Annotated in this window: 20 protein-coding genes; 8 read left to right on the forward strand and 12 right to left on the reverse strand. The window is 71.3% G+C overall.

Annotated elements, in window-relative coordinates:
* Positions 1–4: 4 nt before the first annotated feature.
* The 8 genes from JIW86_RS23165 to JIW86_RS23200 all read right to left on the reverse strand — a co-directional run bounded on the left by JIW86_RS23165 (position 5) and on the right by JIW86_RS23200 (position 9,661).
* Complete coding sequence (locus JIW86_RS23165) at positions 5–163, reverse strand: DUF6760 family protein (protein ID WP_215146541.1); 159 nt, start codon at positions 161–163, stop codon at positions 5–7.
* Complete coding sequence (locus tag JIW86_RS23170) at positions 160–657, reverse strand: zinc-ribbon domain-containing protein (protein ID WP_257555758.1); 498 nt, start codon at positions 655–657, stop codon at positions 160–162. Before JIW86_RS23170 ends, JIW86_RS23165 begins: the two co-directional genes overlap by 4 nt.
* The gene (locus tag JIW86_RS23175; RefSeq protein WP_030388073.1) at positions 654–1,094 is read right to left on the reverse strand and encodes a phage tail protein; all 441 of its coding nucleotides are present in this window, start codon (positions 1,092–1,094) and stop codon (positions 654–656) included. Before JIW86_RS23175 ends, JIW86_RS23170 begins: the two co-directional genes overlap by 4 nt.
* Positions 1,095–1,129: 35 nt before the next feature.
* The gene (locus JIW86_RS23180; protein ID WP_215146543.1) at positions 1,130–2,686 is read right to left on the reverse strand and encodes a phage tail sheath family protein; all 1,557 of its coding nucleotides are present in this window, start codon (positions 2,684–2,686) and stop codon (positions 1,130–1,132) included.
* A 168-nt stretch (positions 2,687–2,854) separates the two neighbouring features.
* Positions 2,855–4,957 carry an ATP-binding protein gene (locus JIW86_RS23185; protein ID WP_416237586.1) on the reverse strand — a complete coding sequence of 701 codons (2,103 nt, stop codon included), beginning with the start codon at positions 4,955–4,957 and terminating at the stop codon, positions 2,855–2,857.
* On the reverse strand, positions 4,954–5,658 hold the full coding sequence (locus JIW86_RS23190) for a DUF4255 domain-containing protein (RefSeq protein WP_257555762.1): 705 nt from the start codon (positions 5,656–5,658) through the stop codon (positions 4,954–4,956). The genes JIW86_RS23185 and JIW86_RS23190 overlap by 4 nt, the downstream gene beginning before the upstream one ends.
* Positions 5,655–8,810 (reverse strand): hypothetical protein, encoded by a 3,156-nt coding sequence (locus JIW86_RS23195; RefSeq protein WP_257555763.1) that lies wholly within the window; start codon positions 8,808–8,810, stop codon positions 5,655–5,657. Before JIW86_RS23195 ends, JIW86_RS23190 begins: the two co-directional genes overlap by 4 nt.
* Before the next feature lie 179 nt (positions 8,811–8,989).
* Positions 8,990–9,661 carry a helix-turn-helix transcriptional regulator gene (locus JIW86_RS23200; RefSeq protein ID WP_215146546.1) on the reverse strand — a complete coding sequence of 224 codons (672 nt, stop codon included), beginning with the start codon at positions 9,659–9,661 and terminating at the stop codon, positions 8,990–8,992.
* Between the two features lie 181 nt (positions 9,662–9,842).
* Here JIW86_RS23200 and JIW86_RS23205 point away from each other — a divergent pair, with 181 nt between their 5' ends.
* Entirely contained in the window at positions 9,843–11,198 is a 1,356-nt protein-coding gene (locus JIW86_RS23205) for a hydrolytic protein (protein WP_257555764.1), read from the forward strand.
* Positions 11,199–11,606: 408 nt separating this feature from the next.
* On the opposite strand, the gene JIW86_RS23210 is transcribed toward JIW86_RS23205, so the two are convergent.
* The 4 genes from JIW86_RS23210 to JIW86_RS23225 form a co-directional block, all read right to left on the reverse strand.
* Complete coding sequence (locus JIW86_RS23210; RefSeq protein WP_257555765.1) at positions 11,607–12,137, reverse strand: hypothetical protein; 531 nt, start codon at positions 12,135–12,137, stop codon at positions 11,607–11,609.
* A complete protein-coding gene (locus JIW86_RS23215; RefSeq protein WP_257555766.1) occupies positions 12,134–13,579 on the reverse strand; it encodes a hypothetical protein in 1,446 nt (481 codons plus the stop codon). The genes JIW86_RS23210 and JIW86_RS23215 overlap by 4 nt, the downstream gene beginning before the upstream one ends.
* Before the next feature lie 13 nt (positions 13,580–13,592).
* Positions 13,593–14,066, reverse strand: a complete 474-nt coding sequence (locus tag JIW86_RS23220) for a hypothetical protein (protein ID WP_257555768.1) — start codon at positions 14,064–14,066, stop codon at positions 13,593–13,595.
* Between the two features lie 436 nt (positions 14,067–14,502).
* Positions 14,503–14,940: a hypothetical protein gene (locus JIW86_RS23225; RefSeq protein ID WP_030161262.1), complete on the reverse strand. Its 438-nt coding sequence runs from the start codon at positions 14,938–14,940 to the stop codon at positions 14,503–14,505.
* 304 nt (positions 14,941–15,244) lie between these two features.
* Between JIW86_RS23225 and hemL the strand changes: the two genes are divergently transcribed.
* The 7 genes from hemL to ccsB all read left to right on the forward strand — a co-directional run bounded on the left by hemL (position 15,245) and on the right by ccsB (position 22,905).
* Positions 15,245–16,567 carry a glutamate-1-semialdehyde 2,1-aminomutase gene (gene hemL, locus JIW86_RS23230; RefSeq protein ID WP_215146548.1) on the forward strand — a complete coding sequence of 441 codons (1,323 nt, stop codon included), beginning with the start codon at positions 15,245–15,247 and terminating at the stop codon, positions 16,565–16,567.
* Entirely contained in the window at positions 16,564–17,244 is a 681-nt protein-coding gene (locus JIW86_RS23235; RefSeq protein WP_215146549.1) for a histidine phosphatase family protein, read from the forward strand. The genes hemL and JIW86_RS23235 overlap by 4 nt, the downstream gene beginning before the upstream one ends.
* 173 nt (positions 17,245–17,417) lie before the next feature.
* Positions 17,418–18,635: a hypothetical protein gene (locus JIW86_RS23240; protein ID WP_257555769.1), complete on the forward strand. Its 1,218-nt coding sequence runs from the start codon at positions 17,418–17,420 to the stop codon at positions 18,633–18,635.
* 66 nt (positions 18,636–18,701) lie between these two features.
* The gene (locus JIW86_RS23245; RefSeq protein WP_257555770.1) at positions 18,702–19,331 is read left to right on the forward strand and encodes a TlpA family protein disulfide reductase; all 630 of its coding nucleotides are present in this window, start codon (positions 18,702–18,704) and stop codon (positions 19,329–19,331) included.
* Between the two features lie 4 nt (positions 19,332–19,335).
* The gene (locus tag JIW86_RS23250; RefSeq protein ID WP_257555771.1) at positions 19,336–20,109 is read left to right on the forward strand and encodes a cytochrome c biogenesis CcdA family protein; all 774 of its coding nucleotides are present in this window, start codon (positions 19,336–19,338) and stop codon (positions 20,107–20,109) included.
* Positions 20,110–20,122: 13 nt separating this feature from the next.
* The gene (gene resB, locus JIW86_RS23255; protein WP_257555772.1) at positions 20,123–21,817 is read left to right on the forward strand and encodes a cytochrome c biogenesis protein ResB; all 1,695 of its coding nucleotides are present in this window, start codon (positions 20,123–20,125) and stop codon (positions 21,815–21,817) included.
* Entirely contained in the window at positions 21,814–22,905 is a 1,092-nt protein-coding gene (ccsB, locus tag JIW86_RS23260) for a c-type cytochrome biogenesis protein CcsB (RefSeq protein ID WP_257555773.1), read from the forward strand. The genes resB and ccsB overlap by 4 nt, the downstream gene beginning before the upstream one ends.
* Positions 22,906–22,923: the final 18 nt, after the last annotated feature.

Consider the following 22,923-nt stretch of genomic DNA (forward strand, 5'->3'; position numbering starts at 1 on the left):
GTGCTCAACCGCCTTCGTTCACACGGGTGTTGATACGAGCTATCTCGGTGACCCACTCCTGGCGCTCGCCGTGGGTCAGGTCGAGGATCTCGTCGCGCCGCCAGTGGAAGTGGTAGGCGATGTACGCGATCTCCTCCTTGAGCCGGGGGAGGGCGTACGTCACGATTCCCCCAGGCGCCCACCGGACAGGTCGACCTCGAAGCCGCCTTCGCAGTGCGGGCAGGTCACCGCCGCGCGGGTGTGCCCCTCGCTGTTGACGCGCCGGTAGAAGTCCTGGAGGAACGCGACGTCGGTCGCGTACATCCGCTCCACGATCCCAGCGTGCACGTCGGTGATCGCGCCGAGTCGGGTGATCACCTGGCTGAGCAGCACCACGCTCAGGTACGCCGGGTTCTCCTTGACCCGCAGATCGATCTGGGGGCGCAGCTCGTCGCGGGCGGTGGCCAGGCGCATCGCGCCGTGCCGGTGCACCGTGCCCGCCTCGTCCACGTACCCGCGCGGCAGCTCGAACTCGAACTCGGTGCGCAGTCCGTGGTCCTCGCGCGCCGCCGGAGCGGCGGCGGCCGGGGGTGCCGCCGCCTGCTCCGGGGCCGTCGTGGGCGCCGTGACCTGGAGGAGCTCCTCCAGGTTGCCCGCCGTCACCGTACGACGTCTCATTCGACGATGATCTCCTCGAACACGATGGTCACGGACTCGGTGGCCGCCGCGGATTCGCCGGCCTTGAGGGAGGGGCCCTCCCACTTGGAGGCCCAGCCCTGCATCAGCTGGATGCGGCGGACGGTCGCGCCCGTGGAGTCCTTGATCTCGATGGTGAGGTTCTGCCGAGCGGTGTCGACGGCCCCGTTGTTCAGGGTCTCCTTGATCCACTTGGTGAACTCGCTGCTCTTGTCGAGTCCCCGGGTGATCGTGACCTCACCCGCCTGGCGGGCGCCGGGCTGCTTGCGGATGATCTGCTTGCCCTCCGCGCTGACCTGGCGGACCTCGACGACCTCTTCCTCGACGGTCAGGCCGCTGATCTCCTGGATCGATTCGACCAGGTAACCACCGAGCTGTACGCCGAAGATATGGGTGGAAAGAGCATCGCCCTCTGCCATGACTGTCGTTCACCTTTCCTTGCTGCCCCGGAGGGTCACTCGTCGATGAGGCTGGTGCTGTCGGAGAACTGAGCCAGCCGGAAGACCACGAACTCGGCGGGCTTGACCGGCGACACGCCGATCTCACAGACCACGCGGCCCTGGTCGATCGACTCCTGCGGGTTGTTGTCCCGGTCGCACTTGACGTAGAACGCCTCAGCCGCCGTGCGGCCGAACAGCGCGCCACGACGCCACTCCTCGGTCAGGAACGCGGTGACGTTGCGCCGGATGCTCGACCAGAGCCGGTCGTCGTTCGGCTCGAAGACCACCCACTGGGTGCCCAGGAGGATGGACTCCTCCAGGTAGTTGAAGAGGCGGCGCACGTTCAGGTAGCGCCAGGCCGGATCGGAGGAGAGGGTGCGGGCGCCCCAGATCCGGATGCCCCGGCCGGGGAAGGCCCGTACGCAGTTCACGCCGATCGGGTTGAGCAGGTCCTGCTCGCCCTTGCTCAGGCGCAGTTCCAGGTCCACCGCGCCGCGGATCACCTCGTTGGCGGGAGCCTTGTGCACACCGCGCTCGGCGTCGCTGCGCGCCCACACACCGGCGATGTGGCCGCTCGGCGGGACGGTCGTGTTGTGCCCGGCGGCCGGGTCGAAGACCCGCACCCACGGGTAGTAGAGGGTGGCGTAGCGGGAGTCGTAGCCCGCCTCGTCGTTGCGCCAGGTGCGCACCTGCTGCGCGGAGAGCCCGGGCGGGGTGTCCAGGACGGCCACCCGGTCGCCCATCTGCTCGCAGTGCGAGATCACCGCGAGCTGCACGGTGCGTACGCCTTCGGCGTCGATGTCGCCGCGCTGGTAGGCGCTCATCAGGTCCGGCACCGCGACCATGGTGATCTCGTCGATGGTCTCCAGGCCGGCGAACCCGGTACGGGCGGCCGCGTCGCCGACGTACTCGGCCGGGTCGAGCCGGGACACGTCGCCGTGGCCGGCCGGAGCGGGCGCGGCCGGGGCGTCGGACAGGGCCACGGTCTGGGCGGCGGGCCGGGTCTGGCTCGCGCCCCGCTGCTCGGTGACCTCGATCAGCTTCGAGGCGCGGGCCTGGGTGACGAGGTAGCCCTTGACGTTCTTGCGGGCGGACACCTCGTAGGTCTCGGCCACCTGCTCGCCCTGGCGGACCAGGACCTTGAAGCGGTCCTCGGGCGGGTTCTCGCCGTCCGCGTCGGCGATCTCCACGGATACGCCGGTGACGCCGGGCCGGGCCGCGACCAGGAAGCCGCCGAGCTCGGCCGGCTCCGCCGCGCGGGTCAGGGGGCGTCCGCCGGTGGCGGCCGGTGCGGAGGCGTCCTGGCCGGACCCGCCGATGCGGACGACGTACGCGGCGCCGCCGCCGTTGGCGAAGTACCCGTAGACCGCGTGGGGCAGATAGGTGCCCTCGGTGAAGCCGCCGAAGTGCTGGCTGTACTGGTCCCAGTTGGTGACGAGGGTGGGCTCGTGGAACGGGCCGCTCTGGGCGAACCCGACGAACGCGGCGACGGCGGTGCCGACCCCTTCGATCGGGCGAGCACCGGACTGCACCTCCTCCACGTACACGCCCGGGGTGAGGTACGTCGGCATGCTCGCTCCTTCGCGTTACGGCTTTGAAATCAGGTCTGTCCACAGCCTTTCCGGCGGGCGTCACCGGCGGCAGGGGCAATCGGACCTGGCCGGGGGCAAGTGCGCTGCCCTCCTGGTCGGCCCCGCCGGACCGGCCAGGCAGCACGCCCGGCCGGTCCGCCGCGCTGCTCACACGTGCGTGACCTGGTCCACGTACGGCCCGAACTCGCCCTCCAGGAGCAGCCGGCCGAGCTTGCGGTACTCCTGGGCGACCGCCGTCACCACCTGGGGCATGGTCAGCGGCTCACCCGATGCGGCCGCGAAGTAGGCGGCGGTCACCGCGCAGGCCCGGATCGAGCCTCCGGCCAGTTCGAACCGGTCTGCGCAGAAAGCGAGATCGAGGTCGCCGGCCCGGGGCAGCCGGTCGCCCAGGCACCGCTCCCACAGGGCCAGGCGCTGGGTGGCGTCGGGTACCGGGAAGTCCGCGACCACGTCCAGGCGGCGGGTGAACGCCTCGTCGAGGTTGGCCCGCAGGTTGGTGGTCAGGATGGCGATGCCGTCGAAGGACTCCATCCGCTGGAGCAGGTAGGCCGACTCCATGTTGGCGTGCTTGTCGTGGGAGTCCTTCACCTCCGAGCGCTTGCCGAAGATCGCGTCGGCCTCGTCGAACAGCAGCACCGCGTCGACGGCCGACGCCTCGGTGAAGATCCGCTCCAGGTTCTTCTCGGTCTCGCCGACGTACTTGTCCACGACGGTGGACAGGTCCACCACGTACAGGTCCATGCCCAGGTCGGCCGCCACCACCTCGGCGGACATGGTCTTTCCGGTGCCGGAGGAACCCGCGAACAGCGCGATCACCCCGCGCCCGCGCCCGCCGCCGGGCCGCATGCCCCACTGCCCGAGCACCTGGTCGCGGTGGCGGGCGCGCACCGCGAGTTCACGCAGCCGGCGGTGGGTGGGGGCGGGCAGCACCAGGTCGTCCCAGCCGACCGCGGGCTCCACCCGGCGGGCGAGGCGGGCGAGGCCCGCGCCGTTCTGGGCCCGTACGGCGGTCCGCAGGTCGTCGGGGGAGACCGGGCGGCCGTCGAGTGCGGCCGTGCGCACCGCGGTGTCGGCGGCGCGCCGCAGCTGCCCGGCGTCGAGGCGGTGCGCGGACACGGACCGGGCGAGCGCGTCGGCCTCCCCTGCCGCGCCGTGCTCCCCGGCGGCCCGCTCCAGCGCGTGCCGCCAGCGCACGACGTGCCGGTCGGGGGAGGGGGCCGCCACCGTCAGGGTGACGGGGGTGTCGGCCGCCCAGGCGGGTTCCCAGCCGCCCGCTCCGTACGTGAACAGGGGGATGCCGCGCAGCACCGTGCACAGCGTGCGCAGTACGCGGGCCCGCTCGTCGGGCTTGTCGGGCAGTTCCTCCACCGGCCCGAGCAGCACACCGGCGCCCGTCAGGCGGGCCTCGCGGGCGGCGGCGCGGGCCAGCTCGGGCACGTTACGGGTGTGGTGGGCCAGTGCCGCGGCGTCCAGGGCCAGGGGGCTCAGCCCGCACGCGCGCAGCGCGGCGGCGGCCAGGCCCACGGGATCGCCGCTGCCCCGCAGGTGGACATGGCCGGTGCCGCTGCCGGCCGCGGCGACGGCCCGGTGCAGTTCGGCCGGGTCGACGGCCGGGTCGTCGGCGGCCTCGCCGAGCACGCCGGCCAGCCGCGGGTCGGGCGAGGTGTCGCCGAGCAGGTGGGCGGTGACCCGGTCCGGGACGGCCAGCACCCGTGACAGGGGCGGCCGTTCGGGCTCCGTGACCTCCAGCAGACCGCCCGCGACGAGCGGTGCGGCGGGGGAGAGCCGGAACCGCGCGGCCGCCGCCCCGGTGCGGCCGCACAGTTCGAGGGCGAGGCCGACGGTGGGCCGACGGCGGGTCAGGTCGTCGTTGAGGTAGCCGTAGAGCCGTTCGAAGCGGGCGTCCAGGTCCGGCGCCAGGGCGACCAGGAGCAGGTCCAGGTCGAGCGGCGCCAGCGCGAAGCGCGTGGCGAGGACCTCGAGCGGCGAGCCGGGCGGGGGGCCGGCCGGTCCGAGCGGGGGCAGGGCGGCGTCGTGCGGTGCGTCCAGGATGCGGGCGGCCGCCGCGGGGGCGAGGTACTGGCCCCGGTAGGGGTCGTCCGGGTCGGGATCGACGGCGCGCCGCAGCGCCACGGCCTGCCGCACCCGCTCCTCGACGATCTGGAGCCGGGTCCACAGGTACGGGGCCGTGTCGGCCGGGTCCGGGTCCGGGGCCGGGGGTACGGGCGTGGGCTGGATGGTCCGCGTCACGGCTGCCGTTCTCCTCGCCGGCGGCGCGCGGGAGCCTTCGGCCGCTCGCGGGAGCCGCCGAAGCCTTCCCGTCCCGGCTCGCTCAGTTCGACGTAGCGCAGGCGCCGCGCGTTCTCGGTCTCGTCCGGTTCGGCCTGCGGCACGGAGCGTACGACGAGCCCCTCGGTGACCGGCGGGGCCGTGCCCCTGCTGATGCCGGCCAGCGGTGCCTTCACACGCAGCCCCAGCGACGGCTTCAGCTCGCCGCCCAGCGCCGACCACACGTCGGAGGCGGCCGGTGCGTCCATCCCGGTGCCCCCCGCGTCCACGTCCACCAGCAGGCCGAGTTCGGCGAGCGTGCCACCCAGCAGGCGCGGGGGCAGCGTGTCGGTGGACACGAGGCAGGCCAGCACCTGCGAGAGCAGCCGGTGCTCGTCCTGTGGTCTGCTCGCCCACGCGGTGACCAGGTACGTCAGCTCGAACCAGCGGGGCGGGGTGCGGCGCGCGACGACGAACCCGTCCTCGTCGTACACCTCGCCCGCGCCGCTGCCGCGCCGGGTGTGGTCCTCGCGGATGTCGTACAGGAACACGCAGACCGTGGGCGCGCTGCGGCGCGCCGCCCAGTCACGCGTCGGCGCGTCGAACACCACCTCGACGCCCGACGCCTCCAGACCGGACTCCGCCAGCAGCCGGCGCAGCCCCTCGTCGACCTCGTGGATCACCGGCGGGTCAGCTCGTCGGGCGGCTGCACCGTGCCGCTGACCACGAGGAACTCGGTCTGCACCGGGGAGAATCCGGGGCCGCTCGCGATGATGACACGGGGGCCGGTCTGGTCCTTGGCGAGGATCAGCAGCTGGCCGATGAACGTGCCGTCGCGCCGCGGCAAGGTCGGTGCCGCCGCTGCCGTGATGCCCGGCTTCCACGTGAACCGCACCGGCGCGCCGGGCGGGAAGTCCTCGCCCCGTACGGAGGTGACGAAGCCGGGCTTGCCGATCGGCGGAACCGCGACGATGCGCGGCTGGAGGATGCGCAGCTGCTGCTCGGCGGTGTTGTCGCCGAGATCGGCGTCGGTGCCGGTCGTGGTGAGGTTGCCGGTCACCCGGCCGGTGAGCGCCTTGTCGGGGTTGAGGACGACCTGGAGCACGGTCCGGGCGCCCGGTGCCAGGTCCGGCAGCGCGCACACCCAGCTCTGGTCGCAGCCCGGCGGCGGCCCGTCGTGGGGCACGCCCTCGGGGAGGCCGATGCGCAGCCGCAGGCCGGTGGCCAGGGCGTTGCGGCCGTTGCGGACGGTGTAGGTGACGACGACGCGGCCGCCCACGTAGCCGGGGTTGGGCTGCGCCGTGACGCGCACCCCGGGGCCGGCCGGGGGTGCGGGCGGCTCCGGCTGCGGCGTGGGCGTCGGGGTCGGGGTCGGCGGGCCCGGTGTCGGGGTGGGCTTCGGCGTCGGGGGCACGGGTGCCTCGCGCACCGGCACCACGGTGCGGTCGGCGTTGTCGCTGGGGCGGGGGTCGAGGACGGTGCCGGTGACCGACCACTCCACCGGCTGGTCGCCGGGGGTGACGCCGGTGAGGGTGACGGTCACCGGGACGGTGGTGCCGGGCGGCACCACGCCCAGGGCGCAGGTCAGCGCCGCCGTGTCACAGGTGGCGCCGGGTGCGGTGAGCGCCGTGACGCTCACGCCGGCCGGGGGCGCGACGGTCAGCCGGGTACCGGGTGAGGCCGCCGGGCCGTGGTTGACGACCTCGACGCGGACGGTGGCGGAGCCGCCGACGGTGAGCGGCGCGGCCTTGTCCGGAGCCTGGACCGCAAGGTCCACGGACTGCTGCACGCTGGGTTCCTTCTGGCGGCCCGGCTGGCCGGTGACGAGCAGGTTGTGGGCGCCGGAGGCCACGTCCACCAGCTTCAGCTTCTCCGGGCTGTTGGGGGCCCGGGAGCCGCGGGCGCTGAGCACCAGGCTCTTGCCGTCGGCGGTCCAGGCGGCGTCGCGGGGCTGGAACGGTCCCTTGGCCGTGGGTTCGGGCAGTTCCCGGCCGCAGGCCCCCGGCACGTCGCGGGCGGCGTCGGGGAGCAGGACCCGGCATGCGCCGCCCGCCGCGGAGGCGAGCAGGATGCCGCTGCGCTCGTCGACGCGGCCGGCGCCGTTCTTGCGGTTGAAGGCGATGGTGGCGCCGTCCGGTGAGAACGCCGGGCTGTCGTCGATGACTTCGCAGGCTCCGGGACAGATGGCGGCGCTCAGGTCGCGCTGCCGGTCCAGGCGGTCCACGGGCACGGTCCAGATGTGCTTGTTGCCGCCACCGCCGTTGATCACGAGGTTGCGGGTGAAGGCCAGTGTCGTGCCGTCGGAGGACCACGTGGGCTGGGCGTCGCCGCCCCGGGGCTGGCCCGCGGGCGGGGTGATCTCGCCCCGGATCGCGCCGGTGGCGGCGTCCGCGATCAGGATGCGCGAGGGGCCGGCGGCGCCGCCGACGCCGCCGGGCGAGGTCCGGGTGAAGGCGAGGGACTTGCCGTCGGGGGAGAACGTCGGGTCGGTGTCCCAGTCCTTGGGGCCGCGGCCGGCGAGCGGCAGGGCCGCCTCGTTGGTGCCGTCGGCGTCCGCCATCCAGATCCGTTCGATGCGGCCGTCGCGCGTGTCCTCGAATCGGGTCAGTACGATCCGGCGCCCGTCGGGCGTGTAGTTCTGCCGCTCGGTCCACGGGTCGAAGCCGGGGGCGGGCTGGAACAGCGGGTCCTTGGCCGGGTCGGTGTTGGTGTCGGCCGCCGGGTCCTCCTTGAGGAGGGTCAGGTTGAGGTCTCGGGGGTCGGAGCCGTCCATCCGGGCGTCCTGCAGGGTCACCACGTGCGGTCCGGCCGCCGAGGTCCGCTCAACGACGGCGCCGCCGCCCTTGAGGGGCCCGAGCCAGGTGGGCGAGCCGACCTCGCGGTCCTCGCTGAGTACGAGCTGCGGCGTGTCCGCCGAGTGCGCGGGCACCCGGAAGACGTGGTCCCAGTCGCCCTCGCAGTCACAGGTGCGGTCCGGGCTGAGGAAGAGCACACCGTTCCCGTCGGGCAGCCACGCTGCCCCGTGGGTACGCCAGTTCGCCTGGGCACCGGCCAGCAGCTGCCCGTCCGTGCGGCCGTTCGTCCACCGCAGGCGGGGCCCGGAGGTCCCGGTGGCGGTGTAGGCGATGACGTCCCGGTTCGCCGCGTCGTCCACCGGGTTCCACACCGGCTCGGTGGCCGTGCCGTTGCCGGGGTCGGTGACGCGGGTGGCGGCGCCGCCCCGCAGGGGTCGTACGTAGACCTGCCGTCCGGCAGCCCGGTCCTCGTCGCTGGAGTACGCCAGACGTCCGCCGTCCGGGGAGACCGTGGGGTGTTCCTCGTTCGCGGGAGTGTCGGTCAGCCGGGTGAGGCCGGTGCCGTCGGTGCGCACCCGCCACAGGTCGCGCTGGGTGCCACCGGACCCGCCGGACTGGGGCGAGTCGAAGACGACCGCCCGGCCGTCCGGGGTCAGCCGGGGGTTCGCCACGTCCAGGCCGCTGGTCAGGCGTCGCACCGAGCCGTCCGCGGACCGCAGGTAGACCTGCGGGGTCTTCTCGTCGCGGCGGCTGGCGAAGACCAACTGGTCGCCCAGTGCGGCGGGCTGGAGGTCCTGGTGGACCGGGCCCCCGCCGAACAGCGGGTTGCTGGACGTGCCGGTCGCCACCCGGCCCAGACTGCGGTGGCGCGTACCGGCGAACGCGACCCGGCTGTCACCGGCGTCGGCCGCGAGGGTGCGTGCCTCGGCGTCGCCGGGGCCGCTCGCCGCCGTCACCGCGAGCAAGGGGATCAGCAGCAGCAGCGACGCGCCGACTCTCCCCCAGCGGGGTTGCCGACCGCCGGATCCACCCGTGCCCATCAGGGTCCACCTCACCGTCCGGTGCAGCATCTACGTATGACCCCGCCACCCTGCGGCCCCGCACGTGCGGACCGGCAGGGCCGCGCGGCCGGACCCGGGGGAAGCACCCGGTGCGCTTTCGGGCAGTGACGGGGGCGGCGGCCCGCCCGGCCGGGAGGCTGCCGGGCCGCGCCGCGCGGTCAGATCAGCCCGTTGCGCAGGGCGTAGCCGACCGCGTGCGTGCGGTTGCGCAGTTGCAGCCGCGTGATGACCTCGTGCAGCACGTTCTTGACGGTCCGTTCGGAGTACGAGGTCTTGCGCGCGATCTCCGCGGTGTCCAGGCCCTCCGACACCAGGCGCAGCATGTCCGCCTCGCGCGGGGTCAGGGTGGACAGGGACACGGCGCGCGGGTCGAGCGTCGAACGCTGCAGGCTGCCGACGTGGTCGAGGAGCTTGGCGAGCAGGTCACCGGGCAGCACGCCCTCGCCGTTCGCTATCGCCAGGACCAGACGCAGGAGCCGGTCCTGGTCCGCCTCGGTGCGCCGCAGCACCGCGGTGACCCCGCATTCGATGGCGCGCTGGAGCGCGTCCCCGGATTCGAACGTGCCGACCACGAGCCCGGTGCGTGTGCCGGAGTTGTGCCGCAGCCGGTACAGCAGAGCGGCCGTCTCGTCGTCCACGCTGTCCACGGTCACGAGCGACACCTGCGCGTCGTCGGCGTCGGCGTCGTCGACGAGATCGATCTCCGGTCGCTGGCGCAGCTGGTGGACGACCCCGACGCGCAGGATCGGGTCCGATGCGTACACGGCCACGGTGACCCGTTGGCCGGCGCGGGACGAGGAGTCGGGTCCGTTGTTGTCAGGCTGGGGCATGTGTCGTACCTGTTCCGTGATGGGTATGTCGGGATGCGCGATCGGGACTCGCGAAGGGAGGGATGATCAACAGGTGGGTCGGAACGAGGAGTTGAGGGGAGCCCGTGGGGGCATCGGGGCTGCCCGGAGCGTTGCCCTCGCGCCCGTGGAAGTGGCGACGGCGGCGCCCTAGCGTCGTGGCGTGATATCCCCAGCAGCCTCTTCCAGCCCTGGCGCGCCCGGCCTCGACATCTCGCCGGTGACGGTGACGCCTGGCGGCACCGCATCCACCAGCCTGACCGTCCGCAACGACAGCGACATCGTCGAGGCGTACCGCCTGGAGGTCGTCGGCGACTGCGCTGCGTGGACCACCGTGGAACCCGAGCGCGTCTCCCTCTACCCCGGCACCTCGGAAACGGTGACGATCCGCCTGGCCCCGCCGCGTTCGTCGCAGGTACGGGCGGGTGACGTGCCGCTCGCCGTGCGCGTGCTGCCCACCGAGCACCCCGAGTCCGTGCGGGTCCCCGAGACCACCGTGCACATCGAGGAGTTCCGGGAACTGCGCGCAGAGAGCGCTCCCAAACGCCGCCGCGGCTGGCTGCGCGGGCGCTATCGACTGGCCGTGCGCAACGAGGGCAACGCCCCCGTACGGCTCGGTTTCACCCCCGCGCAGCCGGGTGAGGAGCTGAAGTTCGACTTCCGCCCCCCGGCACTGAAGCTGGAGCCGGGGGAGTCCGCCGAGGTGGTGCTGCGGGTCCGCACCGGCAAGCCGGTGTGGTTCGGCTCCCCGGTGACCTGGCCGTTCACCGTCGAGGTGGCCGAATCCGGCGACGGTGACGGTGACGGCGGGGACGGCAAGGAGCGGCCGGAGCCGGGCGTCCGGGCCCCGCTGGAGGTGGAGTTCGTCCAGATCCCGGTCTTCCCGACGTGGCTGCTCGCGGTACTGGCCGCGCTGCTCGCGCTGCTGCTCGCCTGGTTCATGCTGGTGCGCCCGGCCGTGCGCAGCACGGCCAAGGAGGCCGCCGACGAGGTGGTCCAGAAGAGGCCGACGCCCAGTGCGGACGTGAACGGGCAGACCCCGGAGTCCGGTGGCACCGGCCGGCCGGCCGGCGGCGGCAAGAGCCCCCAGCCCGGTGCGGGCGGGGCGGGCGCGGGCGGTACGGGAGGCGGGGCCGGACCGGGATCCGGCGGGGGCGCCGGAGGGCAGCAGAGCTCGGCCACCGTCGACCTGCAGACCGGCGGCGGGGAGACCAAGACCGGCGCCTACACGGTCCCGGCGGGCAAGACGTTCGGGATCACGGACATCGTCGTCGCCAACTTCCAGGGCGACGAAGGGGTGGTGACCATCAGCTTCGGTGACCGCAAGATCACGACGATCGCGCTGGAGACGTTCCGCAACCAGGACTACCACTGGGTCACCCCCATCAGCATCACCGAGAGCCAGACTGTGACCGTCCAGGTGACCTGTGCGAAGCCGGGCACCCCTGCCACCGGTCGTCAGGCGCAGGAGTGCCACGAGGTGCTCAACGTGAGTGGTGTGCTGAGCGATCTCCGGTGACCCGAGCGGAACAGACATCGTCGGTCAGGTCGTGCGCCAGGGCAAAGGGCGCGTTTGCCCTGGAGTCCGGAAATCGGTACTCCGGATGATCGATCAGACGTCCGTGCTTCGGTCGTGCGTTCTCATCCCAGTAGCCCCAGAGCGGCGAACTCCGGTCCTCTCGGCGATACTTGGCTGAGCAACAAAGATGGCCTGATTTCGACTACCTCCTGGGCTCCGGTCAGTGCGTGGGAACTCCCACCTGCCGGCCGGAGGCCAGAACCGCCGTGGCGTCGCCACGATGTCCATGCCCCATGTGCCCTGGTTGTGCCCCTCGGAACCGGAAACCACTCAGGGGCCCGACCCGTTCTCGCGGACGCTGTCGGTCAATTCGGGCGCCTGGCGTGACAGGCGCTCACCGGTCGGTGCTCAGTCGACGCCGCTGAGATAGACCCGGCTGGTGCGGTCGTCGACCCGCGCCACGGCGACCTTCAGCCAGTTGAGGTTGTCCTCGCACGGCGCGCACACCTGACCTTCTCGGACCCTCGCCAGCAGATCGGGCTCCGGCAACCCCAGGTGCGAGAACGGCGTCGATGGGTTGGTGTTGCGGGCGAGTGGCTGTTCCCGCAGGCTGAGCGGTTGCTCCGGCTTCAGCTGTGCGACGAACGTGTCCACCTCGCCCGTGGGGAGGACGAACGCCATGATCAGGCCGTCGTCCTGCAGCCCCTCCAAGTGCGCCGCCTTCGCCTCGGTTGCCGCCTCAGGCAAGTGCACATGCAGCGTCTTGGCGACCGACTCCACGGTGGCCCCGTCCACCCAGTGCGACACTTGCCCCGATGAGCGGTCCGCCGCCGGGGTACCGTTCCCCGTCGTCCCCGAGCACCCGGCCACCAGCCCGGTGAGCATGGCCACCCCGCCGACCAGCGCCGGACGCCACCTGCTTCGCGGCTCCAAGCTCATCGGGCGTCTCCGTTCCGGCCGATGTCGGTACGTGTGCCGTCCCGTCCCGGTTCCTTCGGATCGGGCCAGGCGCCGCCCGAACTCATGTCGTGCTGCTGCACCGAACTGCTCCCCCGCATGTCGAATTCCCTGGCCTGTCCCGTCGTGTGCATTCGGGCCATATCGGCGTCGGTCACCGTGGTCGGACCGATGGGCGTGGCCTTCCCGGGGTCCCAGTTGTACCGGTCCCACACATTGACCTGATAGTCGATGCTGACCTGCGGTTTGCCGTCCGGGCCCGGCACAGCCGTCACGACACCCGTGGTATTCGTCATGGCGCTGCCCACGGCCAGGTACCAGTTTGCTGTGCCGTCCGGGCCCTTGTCGTGGGTGTAACCCTCGCCCGCGGTCTCCACGGGGATCACGACAGGCTTGCCGCCCGACTGCGCGAAGGCGTCCAGAGCCTGGCGGCGCCACTCGTCCTCCTGCTTGGCGCGCGTCGCCGCCGACACGTCACGCAGGACCGTGTCGTCCTCGTCGCTCAGCATCCTGTCGACATCGAGGTCGAGGGACTTGCCGGTCCCGTTCAGATAGTGGTCCATGTGCCGGGCTGCATCCGTCTTGCCGATGAAGTCACCGCTGTTCGATATCCCGTTGGCCTGGAACTCTTTCCAGTAGTCCCCGAAGCCGGGTGAATCGACGTCGTACGGTCCCGCCCCGTCGTCAGCGGCCACCCGCTTGACCGAAGGGGTCAACAAGCCGGCCGCCAACAGCTCGTCCTTGTGCTGCGTCCACAGCTGCGCCCGGGCCTCGGGACTGAGGGACTGCCACAGCCGCCGCAGCTCCGCGCGCTGCTTGTCATTGGCGTCTTCTCCCAGACCGGCGAGTTTCAGGGCGCGGGGCAGCATGTCCTGGTCGAGTGACGTGTACGACGCGTGGCCTGCGTTGGTCGGATCACCCCCGTGGCTCGCGCGCAGCGCCCGTACCGCAGCTGCGTCCACCTCGGTGGCGTGGCTCACGATCCCGGCCAGTGTGTCGGCGTACCACTGCATCATGTCGCGTTTTCTCTGCCCAGGCCCATCCACCTCGCAGATGAGGGCGTCCGCGATCGCTACGGTTCCGTCCTTGCGTCCGGTGACGCTGAAGCCCTTCTCCTTGGCCTCGGCGGTCACGCTCCGGGCCTGCTGCTGGATGCTCTTCAGCTCGGTCTGCGCGTCATCGAGGACACTGAAGATGCTCTGCGCCTCCGCGTGGAGGTCCGCGAACTCCTTCACCGTCTTGCCAACGAAGTCCCGGGTCACGCCCGCGTTGACGCCCTCCCAGTCGGCCTTGTCAGCCTTCGCTTTCATACCGTCGCGGGCCTCGCCGCCGAGCCGCTGCATCTCCCCGGCCACGCGCTTCCAGTCGGCGACCGCCGTCCCCAGTTTGCCGAGGTCGATTTCCATGAGCTCGGTGTAGTTCATGATGCGCTCCTCCCTACTTGAAGTACTCGGTGAGGCGGGAAACGGGCACGGCCGAGCCGTCCCGGTTCCGGAGTGACGCGGCGATCGCGGCGTCGTTCTCGGCGTGTGCCTTCTTCGAGTAGTCCAGGTGGTTCGATATGTGCGCACAGGCCTGAAGGACGCTCTTGACCTGCGAGGTCCATACGGACACCGTCGTCTCCAGCTCATCCCCGAGGGCGAAGTTGCTGCCCTTCAAGGCTGCTGCTGCCTGCATCGTGGAGCCGGCCCCCTCCTTGTCGGCGCCGGCGCCGGCGATGTCAGCCTCCTTCTGCAACTGGCTGTGCAGCATGAAGGCCTCATGGCCGACACCGCCGAGGTCGTCCTGGTTCACGACGAGGTTGGCCTGTCCGCTGCCCCCTGGGCCGCCCGGCAGTTGGTTGAGTCGCATCTGGGTTTGCCGTTGGGCGGTCACGTCCGCTTTCGCGCTGTCCCATTCATCCCATGCCATCACGCCATTTGATCATGGCTGTGTGACAGGCCGATCGCCCTGCAGGACAAGGGGGTTGGGGCAAGTCCGGCGTCGCCGTGCGGACTCCGGCGCGGACTCTCCCAGCGGCAGCTCGCCGCGCGCTGCACCGGGCTCGGTCGGCCGATGACCAACATCGCCGTCAGCCGCACCGAACGTCTCGGGGCGCCGCCGCGACATCGACGACCTCGTCGTCATCGCAGCGGCGCTCGGCGTACCGCCCACCGTCCTGCTACCGACCCTCACTCGCACGGCGATCGACGCGGCCTTCACGGTCGACGGCGCCGAGGTGCAGGGCACAGCCCAGACGCATTCCTCAGCCGTGTGCCCTCAATGTGTCCTGGCCGCCTGCCGGGCGGCTCCTGAGAGCGGCGTGGCAGCCCCCGCAAAGGGCTGCCCGTGTTGGCGAAAGGGCGGGTCAGGGCCAGACCAGGCAGTACGGCTGGTGGCCCGCCTCGTGGAGGCGGTGGGAGAAGTCCTGCCACTCGTGGAGCAGCTGGTAGACGTTGAACGCGTCGCGCGGGCCGCCGCGGTCCGGGACCGTGGACCAGATGAACGCGGCCGCGCCCACCGATTCCTCGCCGATGCCGCGCAGCGGGTCCACCACCGTCATGGGGAGCTTGACCACCGCGTAGTCGGGGTGGAGGACGACCAGCTCCAGCGGGGGCACCTTGTGCAGGGGTATGCCCTCGATGCCGGTCAGGACCATCGCGGCCACCGTCTCCGGCTTGATCTTGGTGAAGAGGCCGCCCATGCCGAGCTCGTCGCCGCCGAGCTCCTCCGGGCGCATCGTGACCGGGACGCGGGCCGCCGTCGCGCCGTCGGGCGCGCCGAAGTACTTGTACGTCACACCCATGCCGCGGCCCCTGGGCAGGCCGTCGGGCGCCTCCGCCGGCCCGGGAACCGCGTCGGCCGCCTCGGTGGCACGTCGGCGGTGCTTGCCCCGGCGGCGGGCCTCGCGGGCTTCGCGGGCGCGCTGCGGATCGAGGCCGTCCGTACCCTCGCCCGGTCCACCACCGCGTTGCATATCTCCACCCGACTGGTCTTGCTTGCCCCGGCTCCGCGGCCCCCGCCACGCAGCCTGATCATCATGGCAGTGACCTCCCCCGCGGCGGCGCGGTGAAACGCCCGTCCGCAAGTCTGTCGCGGCCTCTGAGACCATGGCTGGTGTGAGCTACCCGTACCCGTATGAAGCCCCAGTTTCGCAGACGCTCTTCGAGCGCGCCTCCCTCGTGACGCCCGGCGGCGTGAACTCTCCGGTGCGGGCCTTCCGCGCCGTGGGTGGTACGCCCCGGTTCATGGTGTCCGGCACCGGTCCGTACCTCACCGATGCCGATGGTCGAGAGTACGTCGACCTCGTGTGCTCGTGGGGTCCGATGATCCTGGGCCACTCGCACCCCGAGGTGATCGAGGCCGTCCAGGCGGCCGTCGCCCGCGGCACCTCCTTCGGCACGCCCGGCGAGGGCGAGGTCGCGCTCGCCGAGGAGATCGTCGCGCGCATCGAACCCGTCGAGCAGGTGCGTCTCGTCTCCTCCGGGACGGAGGCCACGATGTCGGCGATCCGCCTGGCGCGCGGCTTCACCGGCCGGGCCAAGATCGTGAAGTTCGCAGGCTGCTACCACGGCCACGTGGACGCGCTGCTGGCCGCCGCCGGTTCCGGGCTCGCGACCTTCGCGCTGCCCGACACCCCCGGAGTCACGGGCGCACAGGCGGGCGACACGATCGTCCTCCCCTACAACGACATCGAGGCGGTCCGGGCGGCCTTCGCCGCGCACCCCGGCGAGATCGCCTGCGTGATCACCGAGGCCGCGCCCGGGAACATGGGCGTCGTGACCCCGGCCGAGGGCTTCAACCAGGGGCTCGCCGACCTCTGCCGCGAGAACGGCGCCCTGTACATCTCCGACGAGGTCATGACGGGCTTCCGTACGAGCCGGGCCGGCTGGTACGGGGTCGACGGGGTCAAGCCGGACCTGATGACCTTCGGTAAGGTCATGGGCGGCGGCTTCCCGGCCGCGGCCTTCGGCGGCCGCGCCGACGTCATGGGCCACCTGGCCCCGGCCGGCCCGGTCTACCAGGCGGGCACGCTCTCCGGTAACCCGATCGCCACCGCCGCGGGCCTCGCGCAGCTGCGCCTGCTGGACGCGGCCGCGTACGAGAAGGTCGACGCGGTCTCGAAGGAGATCCAGGGTCTGGTCACGGCGGCGCTCGCCAAGGAGGGCGTGGCGCACCGGCTGCAGACCGCGTCCAACATGTTCTCCGTCTTCTTCACCGAGGACGAGGTCCGCAACTACGACGACGCCAAGAAGCAGGAGAGCTTCCGCTTCAACGGCTTCTTCCACTCGATGCTGGCGCAGGGCGTCTACCTGCCGCCGTCCGCCTTCGAGTCCTGGTTCGTGTCCACCGCCCACGACGAGCGGGCGGTCGAGCGCATCGCGGCCGCCCTGCCGGCCGCCGCCCGGGCCGCCGCGGAGGCCACCGCATGAGCAGCAGCGAGATCACCGTCGTCCACCTGGTGCGCCACGGCGAGGTGCACAACCCGGACGGGGTCCTGTACGGGCGCCGCGAGGGCTACCACCTGTCCGAGCTGGGCCGGCAGATGGCGGACCGGGTCGCCGAGCACCTGGAGAACCGGGACATCGCCTACGTGGTGTCCTCCCCGCTGGAGCGGGCGCAGGAGACGGCGGCGCCGATCGCCAAGAGCCACGGCCTGGACCTGGCCACGGACCGGCGCCTGCTGGAGGCGGAGAACGTCTTCGAGGGCAAGACCTTCGGCGTCGGCGACGGCGCGCTGCGCAAGCCCGGCAACTGGAAGCACCTGACGAACCCGTTCAAGCCCTCCTGGGGCGAGCCGTACGTCGAGCAGGTGGTCCGGATGATGAGCGCGCTGGAGGCCGCGCGCGACGCGGCCCGCGGCCACGAGGCGGTGGCGGTCAGCCACCAGCTGCCGATCTGGATCGTGCGCAGCTTCGCGGAGAAGCGCCGGCTGTGGCACGACCCGCGGCGCCGCCAGTGCACGCTCGCCTCGATGACGTCCTTCACGTACCAGGGCGACCGGCTGGTGTCGGTGGGCTACAGCGAGCCGGCCCGGGACCTGGTGCCCGCGCATCTGCTGGCCGGAGCGAAGCCGGTGAAGGGGAAGTCCAAGGCCTTCGGCGCCTGATCCGCAGCTCGTTGATCCACAGTTCGTTGATCCAGACTCTGTGACGATCTGTTACAGCTTTACCTAAATAAATACAAGACGCGCGGGAATCACCGTGTCAGCACACAAGCTCAGGCCAATTGTCCGTTTATATGACGAACATGAGCCTTTGGGTCTGACGACGGGACGGTGACATGCGCGACTTCAGCCGAAGGGGAGTGCTCGGGCTCGGACTGGGTGCCGCGGCCGCGGGCATCGCGGGGTGCGGCGGCGGCGGATCCGGCCCGGGCAAGCCCGGCCCGCTGGGCCCCGCCGCATCCGGCCCGCCGCCGGCCAAGCCCATCGGTGACGGCTCCACCGCCGACACCGGGCCACAGCCCAACCAGCCGGACAAGCCCGTGCCCCTCCAGCCGGGCGAGACCCCGCCGCAGTTCGTTGTCTTCAGCTGGGACGGCGCGGGGGAGATCGGCAACGGCCTCTTCCCGCGCTTCCTCAAGCTCGCCAAGGACCACGGCGCGGGCATGACCTTCTTCCTCTCCGGCATCTACCTCCTGCCCGAGTCGAAGAAGAGCCTCTATCAGCCGCCGAACAACCCCGTCGGGGCCTCGGACATCGGCTACCTCAAGGACGAGAACGTCCGCTCCACCCTGAAGTACGTCCGCGAGGCCTGGCTCGACGGGCACGAGATAGGCACCCACTTCAACGGCCACTTCTGCGGCGGCTCAGGCTCGGTCGGCAGGTGGACCGCGGACGACTGGCAGAGCGAGATCGACCAGGCCGTGTCCTTCGTCACCAACTGGCGCACCAATACCGGCTTCACCGACCTCGAACCCCTGCCCTTCGACTACCGCCGCGAACTGGCGGGCGCCCGCACCCCCTGCCTGCTCGGCCAGGACAACCTGCTGCCGACCGCCCACAGGCTGGGCTGGCGCTACGACTCCAGCTCGCCCGGCGGCCTCCAGGTCTGGCCGGTGAAGAAGGCGGGCGTGTGGGACCTGCCGCTGCAGTCCCTGCCCTTCCCCGGGCACTCCTTCGAGGTGCTGTCGATGGACTACAACATCCTCGCCAACCAGTCGAAGAACACCACCAAGGGCGTCCCCGCCAACTATCCGGGCTGGCGCACCCAGGCCACCGCCACCTACCTCGGCGGCTTCCGGCGGGCCTACGAGACCAACCGCGCGCCGCTCTTCATCGGCAACCACTTCGAGGAATGGAACGGCGGCATCTACATGGACGCCGTCGAGGAAGCCCTCAAGGGCATGGCGGACAAAAGGGATGTACGGCTCGTATCCTTCCGGCAGTTCACCGACTGGCTGGACGTCCAGGACCCCAAGGTGCTCGCCAAGCTCCGCGCCCTCGGCCCCGGCCAGTCGCCCGGCGTCGGCTGGGCCGCGTACCTCACCGCCGCCTGACCAGCACCTTCACGGCCCCTCGGGGGGTGCGGTAGATCCGCATTTCGCCCATGCGAAACTTTTCACATGAGCCTTAGCCGCGCCCCCCGCCGCCGCTCGACCAGCGGCGCCCTCCTGCTGACCGCGGTGACCGTCGCGGGCGTCATGACCCTGACGTCCTGCGACGATGCGGACGGCGGCAGCAAGTCCTCAGGCAGCGCCGGCGGAAACTACGTCGTGGGCAAGGGCGGCATCTCCACCGTCGCCAAGGGCGAGCGCGACGCGGCCCCGAAGCTCGACGGCGCGACCGTCGACGGCAAGACCCTCGACACCACCGAGCTCAAGGGCAAGGTCGTCGTCCTCAACGTGTGGGGCTCCTGGTGCCCGCCGTGCCGGGCCGAGGCCCCGGGCTTCGCTAAGGTCTCCAAGGAGCTCGCCGACGCGGGCAAGGACGTCGCCTTCGTCGGCATCAACACCCGCGACAACAGCACGCAGAACGCGACCGCCTTCGAGGAGAGCTACGGGATCACCTACCCGAGCCTCTACGACCCCGACGGAAAGCTGATGCTGCGCTTCCCCAAGGGCACGCTCAACCCGCAGGCCATCCCCTCCACGATCGTCCTCGACAAGGAGGGCAAGATCGCCGCCCGCACTTTGATCGCGGTCAGCGAAACGCAACTGCGCTCCATGATCGACCCGCTCCTCGCGGAGCAGTGACCTCGTGGTCGAGTACGTCCTCGCAGCCGAGGTCACCGGCGTGAACGAGACCGTCCTGAACGGCGCCCTGCTGCTCGCCCTGCCCATCTCGCTCCTCGCCGGGCTGATCTCCTTCTTCTCGCCCTGCGTGCTCCCGCTGGTCCCCGGCTACCTCTCCTACGTGACCGGCGTCAGCGGCGCCGACCTCGCCGAGGCGCGGCGCGGACGGATGCTGGCGGGCGCGCTCCTGTTCATCGCCGGGTTCACCGCCGTCTTCGTCTCCACCGGCGCGCTCTTCGGCTACTTCGGCGAGACCCTCCGGGAGAACAACGAGGTCATCTCCCGGGTCCTGGGCGGGCTGGTGATCGTCCTCGGCCTCTTCTTCATGGGTGCGATCCCGGGTCTGACGATGCGGGAGTTCCGCTTCCACAAGAAGCCGACGGCAGGCCTGCTCGGCGCCCCGCTGCTCGGGGTGCTCTTCGGTGTCGGCTGGACCCCCTGCATGGGCCCGACCCTCGCCGCCGTCACCACGCTCTCGCTCGACCAGGCGAGCGCGGGCCGCGGGGCGCTGCTGACCGTGGTCTACTGCCTGGGCCTCGGCCTGCCCTTCATCCTCGCCGCGATCGCCTTCCGCAAGGCGCTGGGTGCGTTCGGCTGGGTGAAGAAGCACTACGCGTGGGTGATGCGCATCGGCGGCGGCATGCTGATCCTGACCGGTCTGCTGCTCGTCACAGGAATGTGGGACAGCATCGTCGGCGACATGCGGAGCTGGACCCAAGGCTTCACGGTGGGGATCTGAGGACTACACGGACATGAGTACGACAGACAACACGCCCACCGAGGCGTCGCAGGACTCCGAACCGGCGCTCGGCGCAGCCGGTTCCCAGCTCTCCACCGCCCCCCTCGAGGACAGTGGTCCCGTAGGCATCGGCGTGATCGGCTGGGCCCGCTGGGTCTGGCGGCAGCTCACCTCCATGCGGGTGGCGTTGATCCTGCTCTTCCTGCTGTCCCTCGGCGCGATCCCCGGCTCCCTCATCCCGCAGAACTCCGTCGACCTGATGAAGGTCGCCGAGTGGAAGAAGCTCAACCCGTCCTGGGTGACCATCGCCGAGAAGCTCCAGCTCTTCGACGTCTACACCTCGTTCTGGTTCTCCGCGATCTACATCCTGCTCTTCGTCTCGCTCATCGGTTGCATCCTGCCCCGCACCTGGCAGTTCGTCGGCCAGCTCCGGGGCCGCCCGCCGGCCGCCCCCCGCCGCCTCGACCGGCTCCCCGCGCACACCACGTGGCGCACCGAGAAGTCCCCGGACGAGGTCCTGGCGTACGCGAAGACGCTGCTCGGCCGGCGCCGCTTCCGCATCGAGGCCGGCAACGGCCACGTCGCGGCGGAGAAGGGCTACCTCCGCGAGGCCGGGAACCTGATCTTCCACATCGCGCTCATCGTGATGCTCGTGGCCTTCGCCTGGGGCAAGCTCTTCATGTCCGAGGGCGGCAAGCTCGTCCTGCGCGGCGGCGGCTTCTCGAACACGCTCACCCAGTACGACGACTTCAAGTCGGGCAGCATGTTCGATCCCGACGACCTGCCGCCCTTCAGCTTCACCCTCGACAAGTTCGATGCCACGTTCGAGGAGAGCGGCCCGCAGAAGGGCACCCCGCGCGACTTCAAGGCGTACGTCACCTACAGCGAGGGCGCCCACGGCAAGCCCAGGAAGGCCGAGATCGAGGTCAACAAGCCTCTCGAGGTCGACGGCTCCAAGGTCTACCTGCTCGGCCACGGCTACGCGCCGGTCATGTCGGTGACCGACGCCACCGGCAAGGTCGTCTTCCGGGACGCCGTGCCGATGCTGCCGCAGGACTCCAACCTCACCTCGGCCGGCGCCATCAAGGTCACCGACGGCTACAAGAACAAGAACGGCGAGAAGGAGCAGCTCGGCTTCTCCGCCCAGTTCGTGCCGACCTTCGCGGGCAAGGGCAAGGGCACGATGCTCTCCCAGTTCCCCGACGCGAACTTCCCCGTGATCGCCCTGAACGCCTACCACGGCAGCCTCGGCGTGGACTCGGGCCTGCCGCAGAACGTGTACCAGCTGAACACGTCCAAGATGCAGCAGTTCAAGAAGGAGAACGGCGACCCGCTCGCCAAGATGCTGCTGCCCGGAGAGTCGATGGACCTGCCCGACGGCGCGGGCACCGTGAAGTTCGAGAGCATCGAGCGCTGGGCCACCTTCTCCGTCACCCACCAGCCGGGCAGCGGCCTCGCCCTCGCGGGCGCGATCGCCGCCATCGCGGGCCTGGCCGGATCGCTGTTCATCCAGCGCCGCCGGATCTGGGTCCGCGCGGTGACCGGCGAGGACGGCGTCACCGTCGTCGAGATGGCGGGCCTCGGCCGCAGCGAGTCCGCCAAGCTCCCCGAGGAGCTGGGGCAGCTCGCCGCCACGCTGCACGAGCAGGCGCCGACCGCGACGCCCGCCGAACCTGTCGAAGAAACCCCCGAAGGAGAGCGCGGATGACGCCGCTCGCTGCCGCAGCCAACGAGAACCTGGCTCAGATCAGCAATTACCTGGTCTATTCGTCGATGGCGGTCTACATGCTCGCCTTCTTCGCGCACATCGCCGAGTGGACCTTCGGCAGCCGCAGCAAGGTGGCCCGTACGGCCGCCGCGCTGACCCCGGCCAAGGGCGCCGCCGCGCCCGCCGCCCCCGCCGTAAAGGTCCGGGGCAAGGCGGGCAGTACGGCCGTCCTCGACGCGCCGAAGGTCGTCACCCGCTCCGCCGCGGGCACGCGTGACGTGCCCGACGGCCCGGGCGCCGCGGGCGGCACCGCGCAGGGCGACCTGTACGGGCGGATCGCGGTCTCGCTGACCGCGCTCGCCTTCCTCATCGAGGCGGCCGGCGTCGTCTCCCGCGCGATGTCGGTGCAGCGGGCCCCCTGGGGCAACATGTACGAGTTCTCGATCACCTTCTCCACGGTGGCCGTCGGCGCGTACCTGGTGCTGCTCGCGCTGAAGAAGAACGTCCGCTGGCTCGGCCTGATCCTGGTCACCACCGTCCTGCTGGACCTCGGCATCGCCGTGACCTGGCTCTACACCGACAGTGACCAGCTGGTCCCGGCCCTGCACTCGTACTGGCTGTGGATCCACGTCTCCACCGCGATCTTCTGCGGCGCCGTCTTCTACATCGGCGCGGCCGGAGCGGTGCTCTACCTCTTCCGCGACGCCTACGAGGGCAGGCTCGCGGCGGGCAGGACCGCGGGGAAGTTCTACTCGTCCGTCATGGAGCGGCTGCCCTCGGCGGCCTCGCTCGACAAGTTCTCCTACCGCATCAACGCGGCCGTCTTCCCGCTGTGGACCTTCACGATCATCGCGGGCGCGATCTGGGCGGGCGACGCCTGGGGCCGCTACTGGGGCTGGGACCCCAAGGAGGTCTGGTCCTTCGTGACCTGGGTGGCGTACGCCTGCTACCTGCACGCACGCGCCACCGCCGGCTGGAAGGGCCGCAAGGCCGCCTACCTGGCGCTCTTCGCCTTCGCCTGCTGGATCTGGAACTACTACGGCGTGAACATCCTGCTCAGCGGCAAGCACTCGTACGCGGGCGTCTGACCGGCAGGAGTGGGACGC

Source organism: Streptomyces sp. NBC_00162, from assembly GCF_024611995.1.
GTDB lineage: Bacteria > Actinomycetota > Actinomycetes > Streptomycetales > Streptomycetaceae > Streptomyces.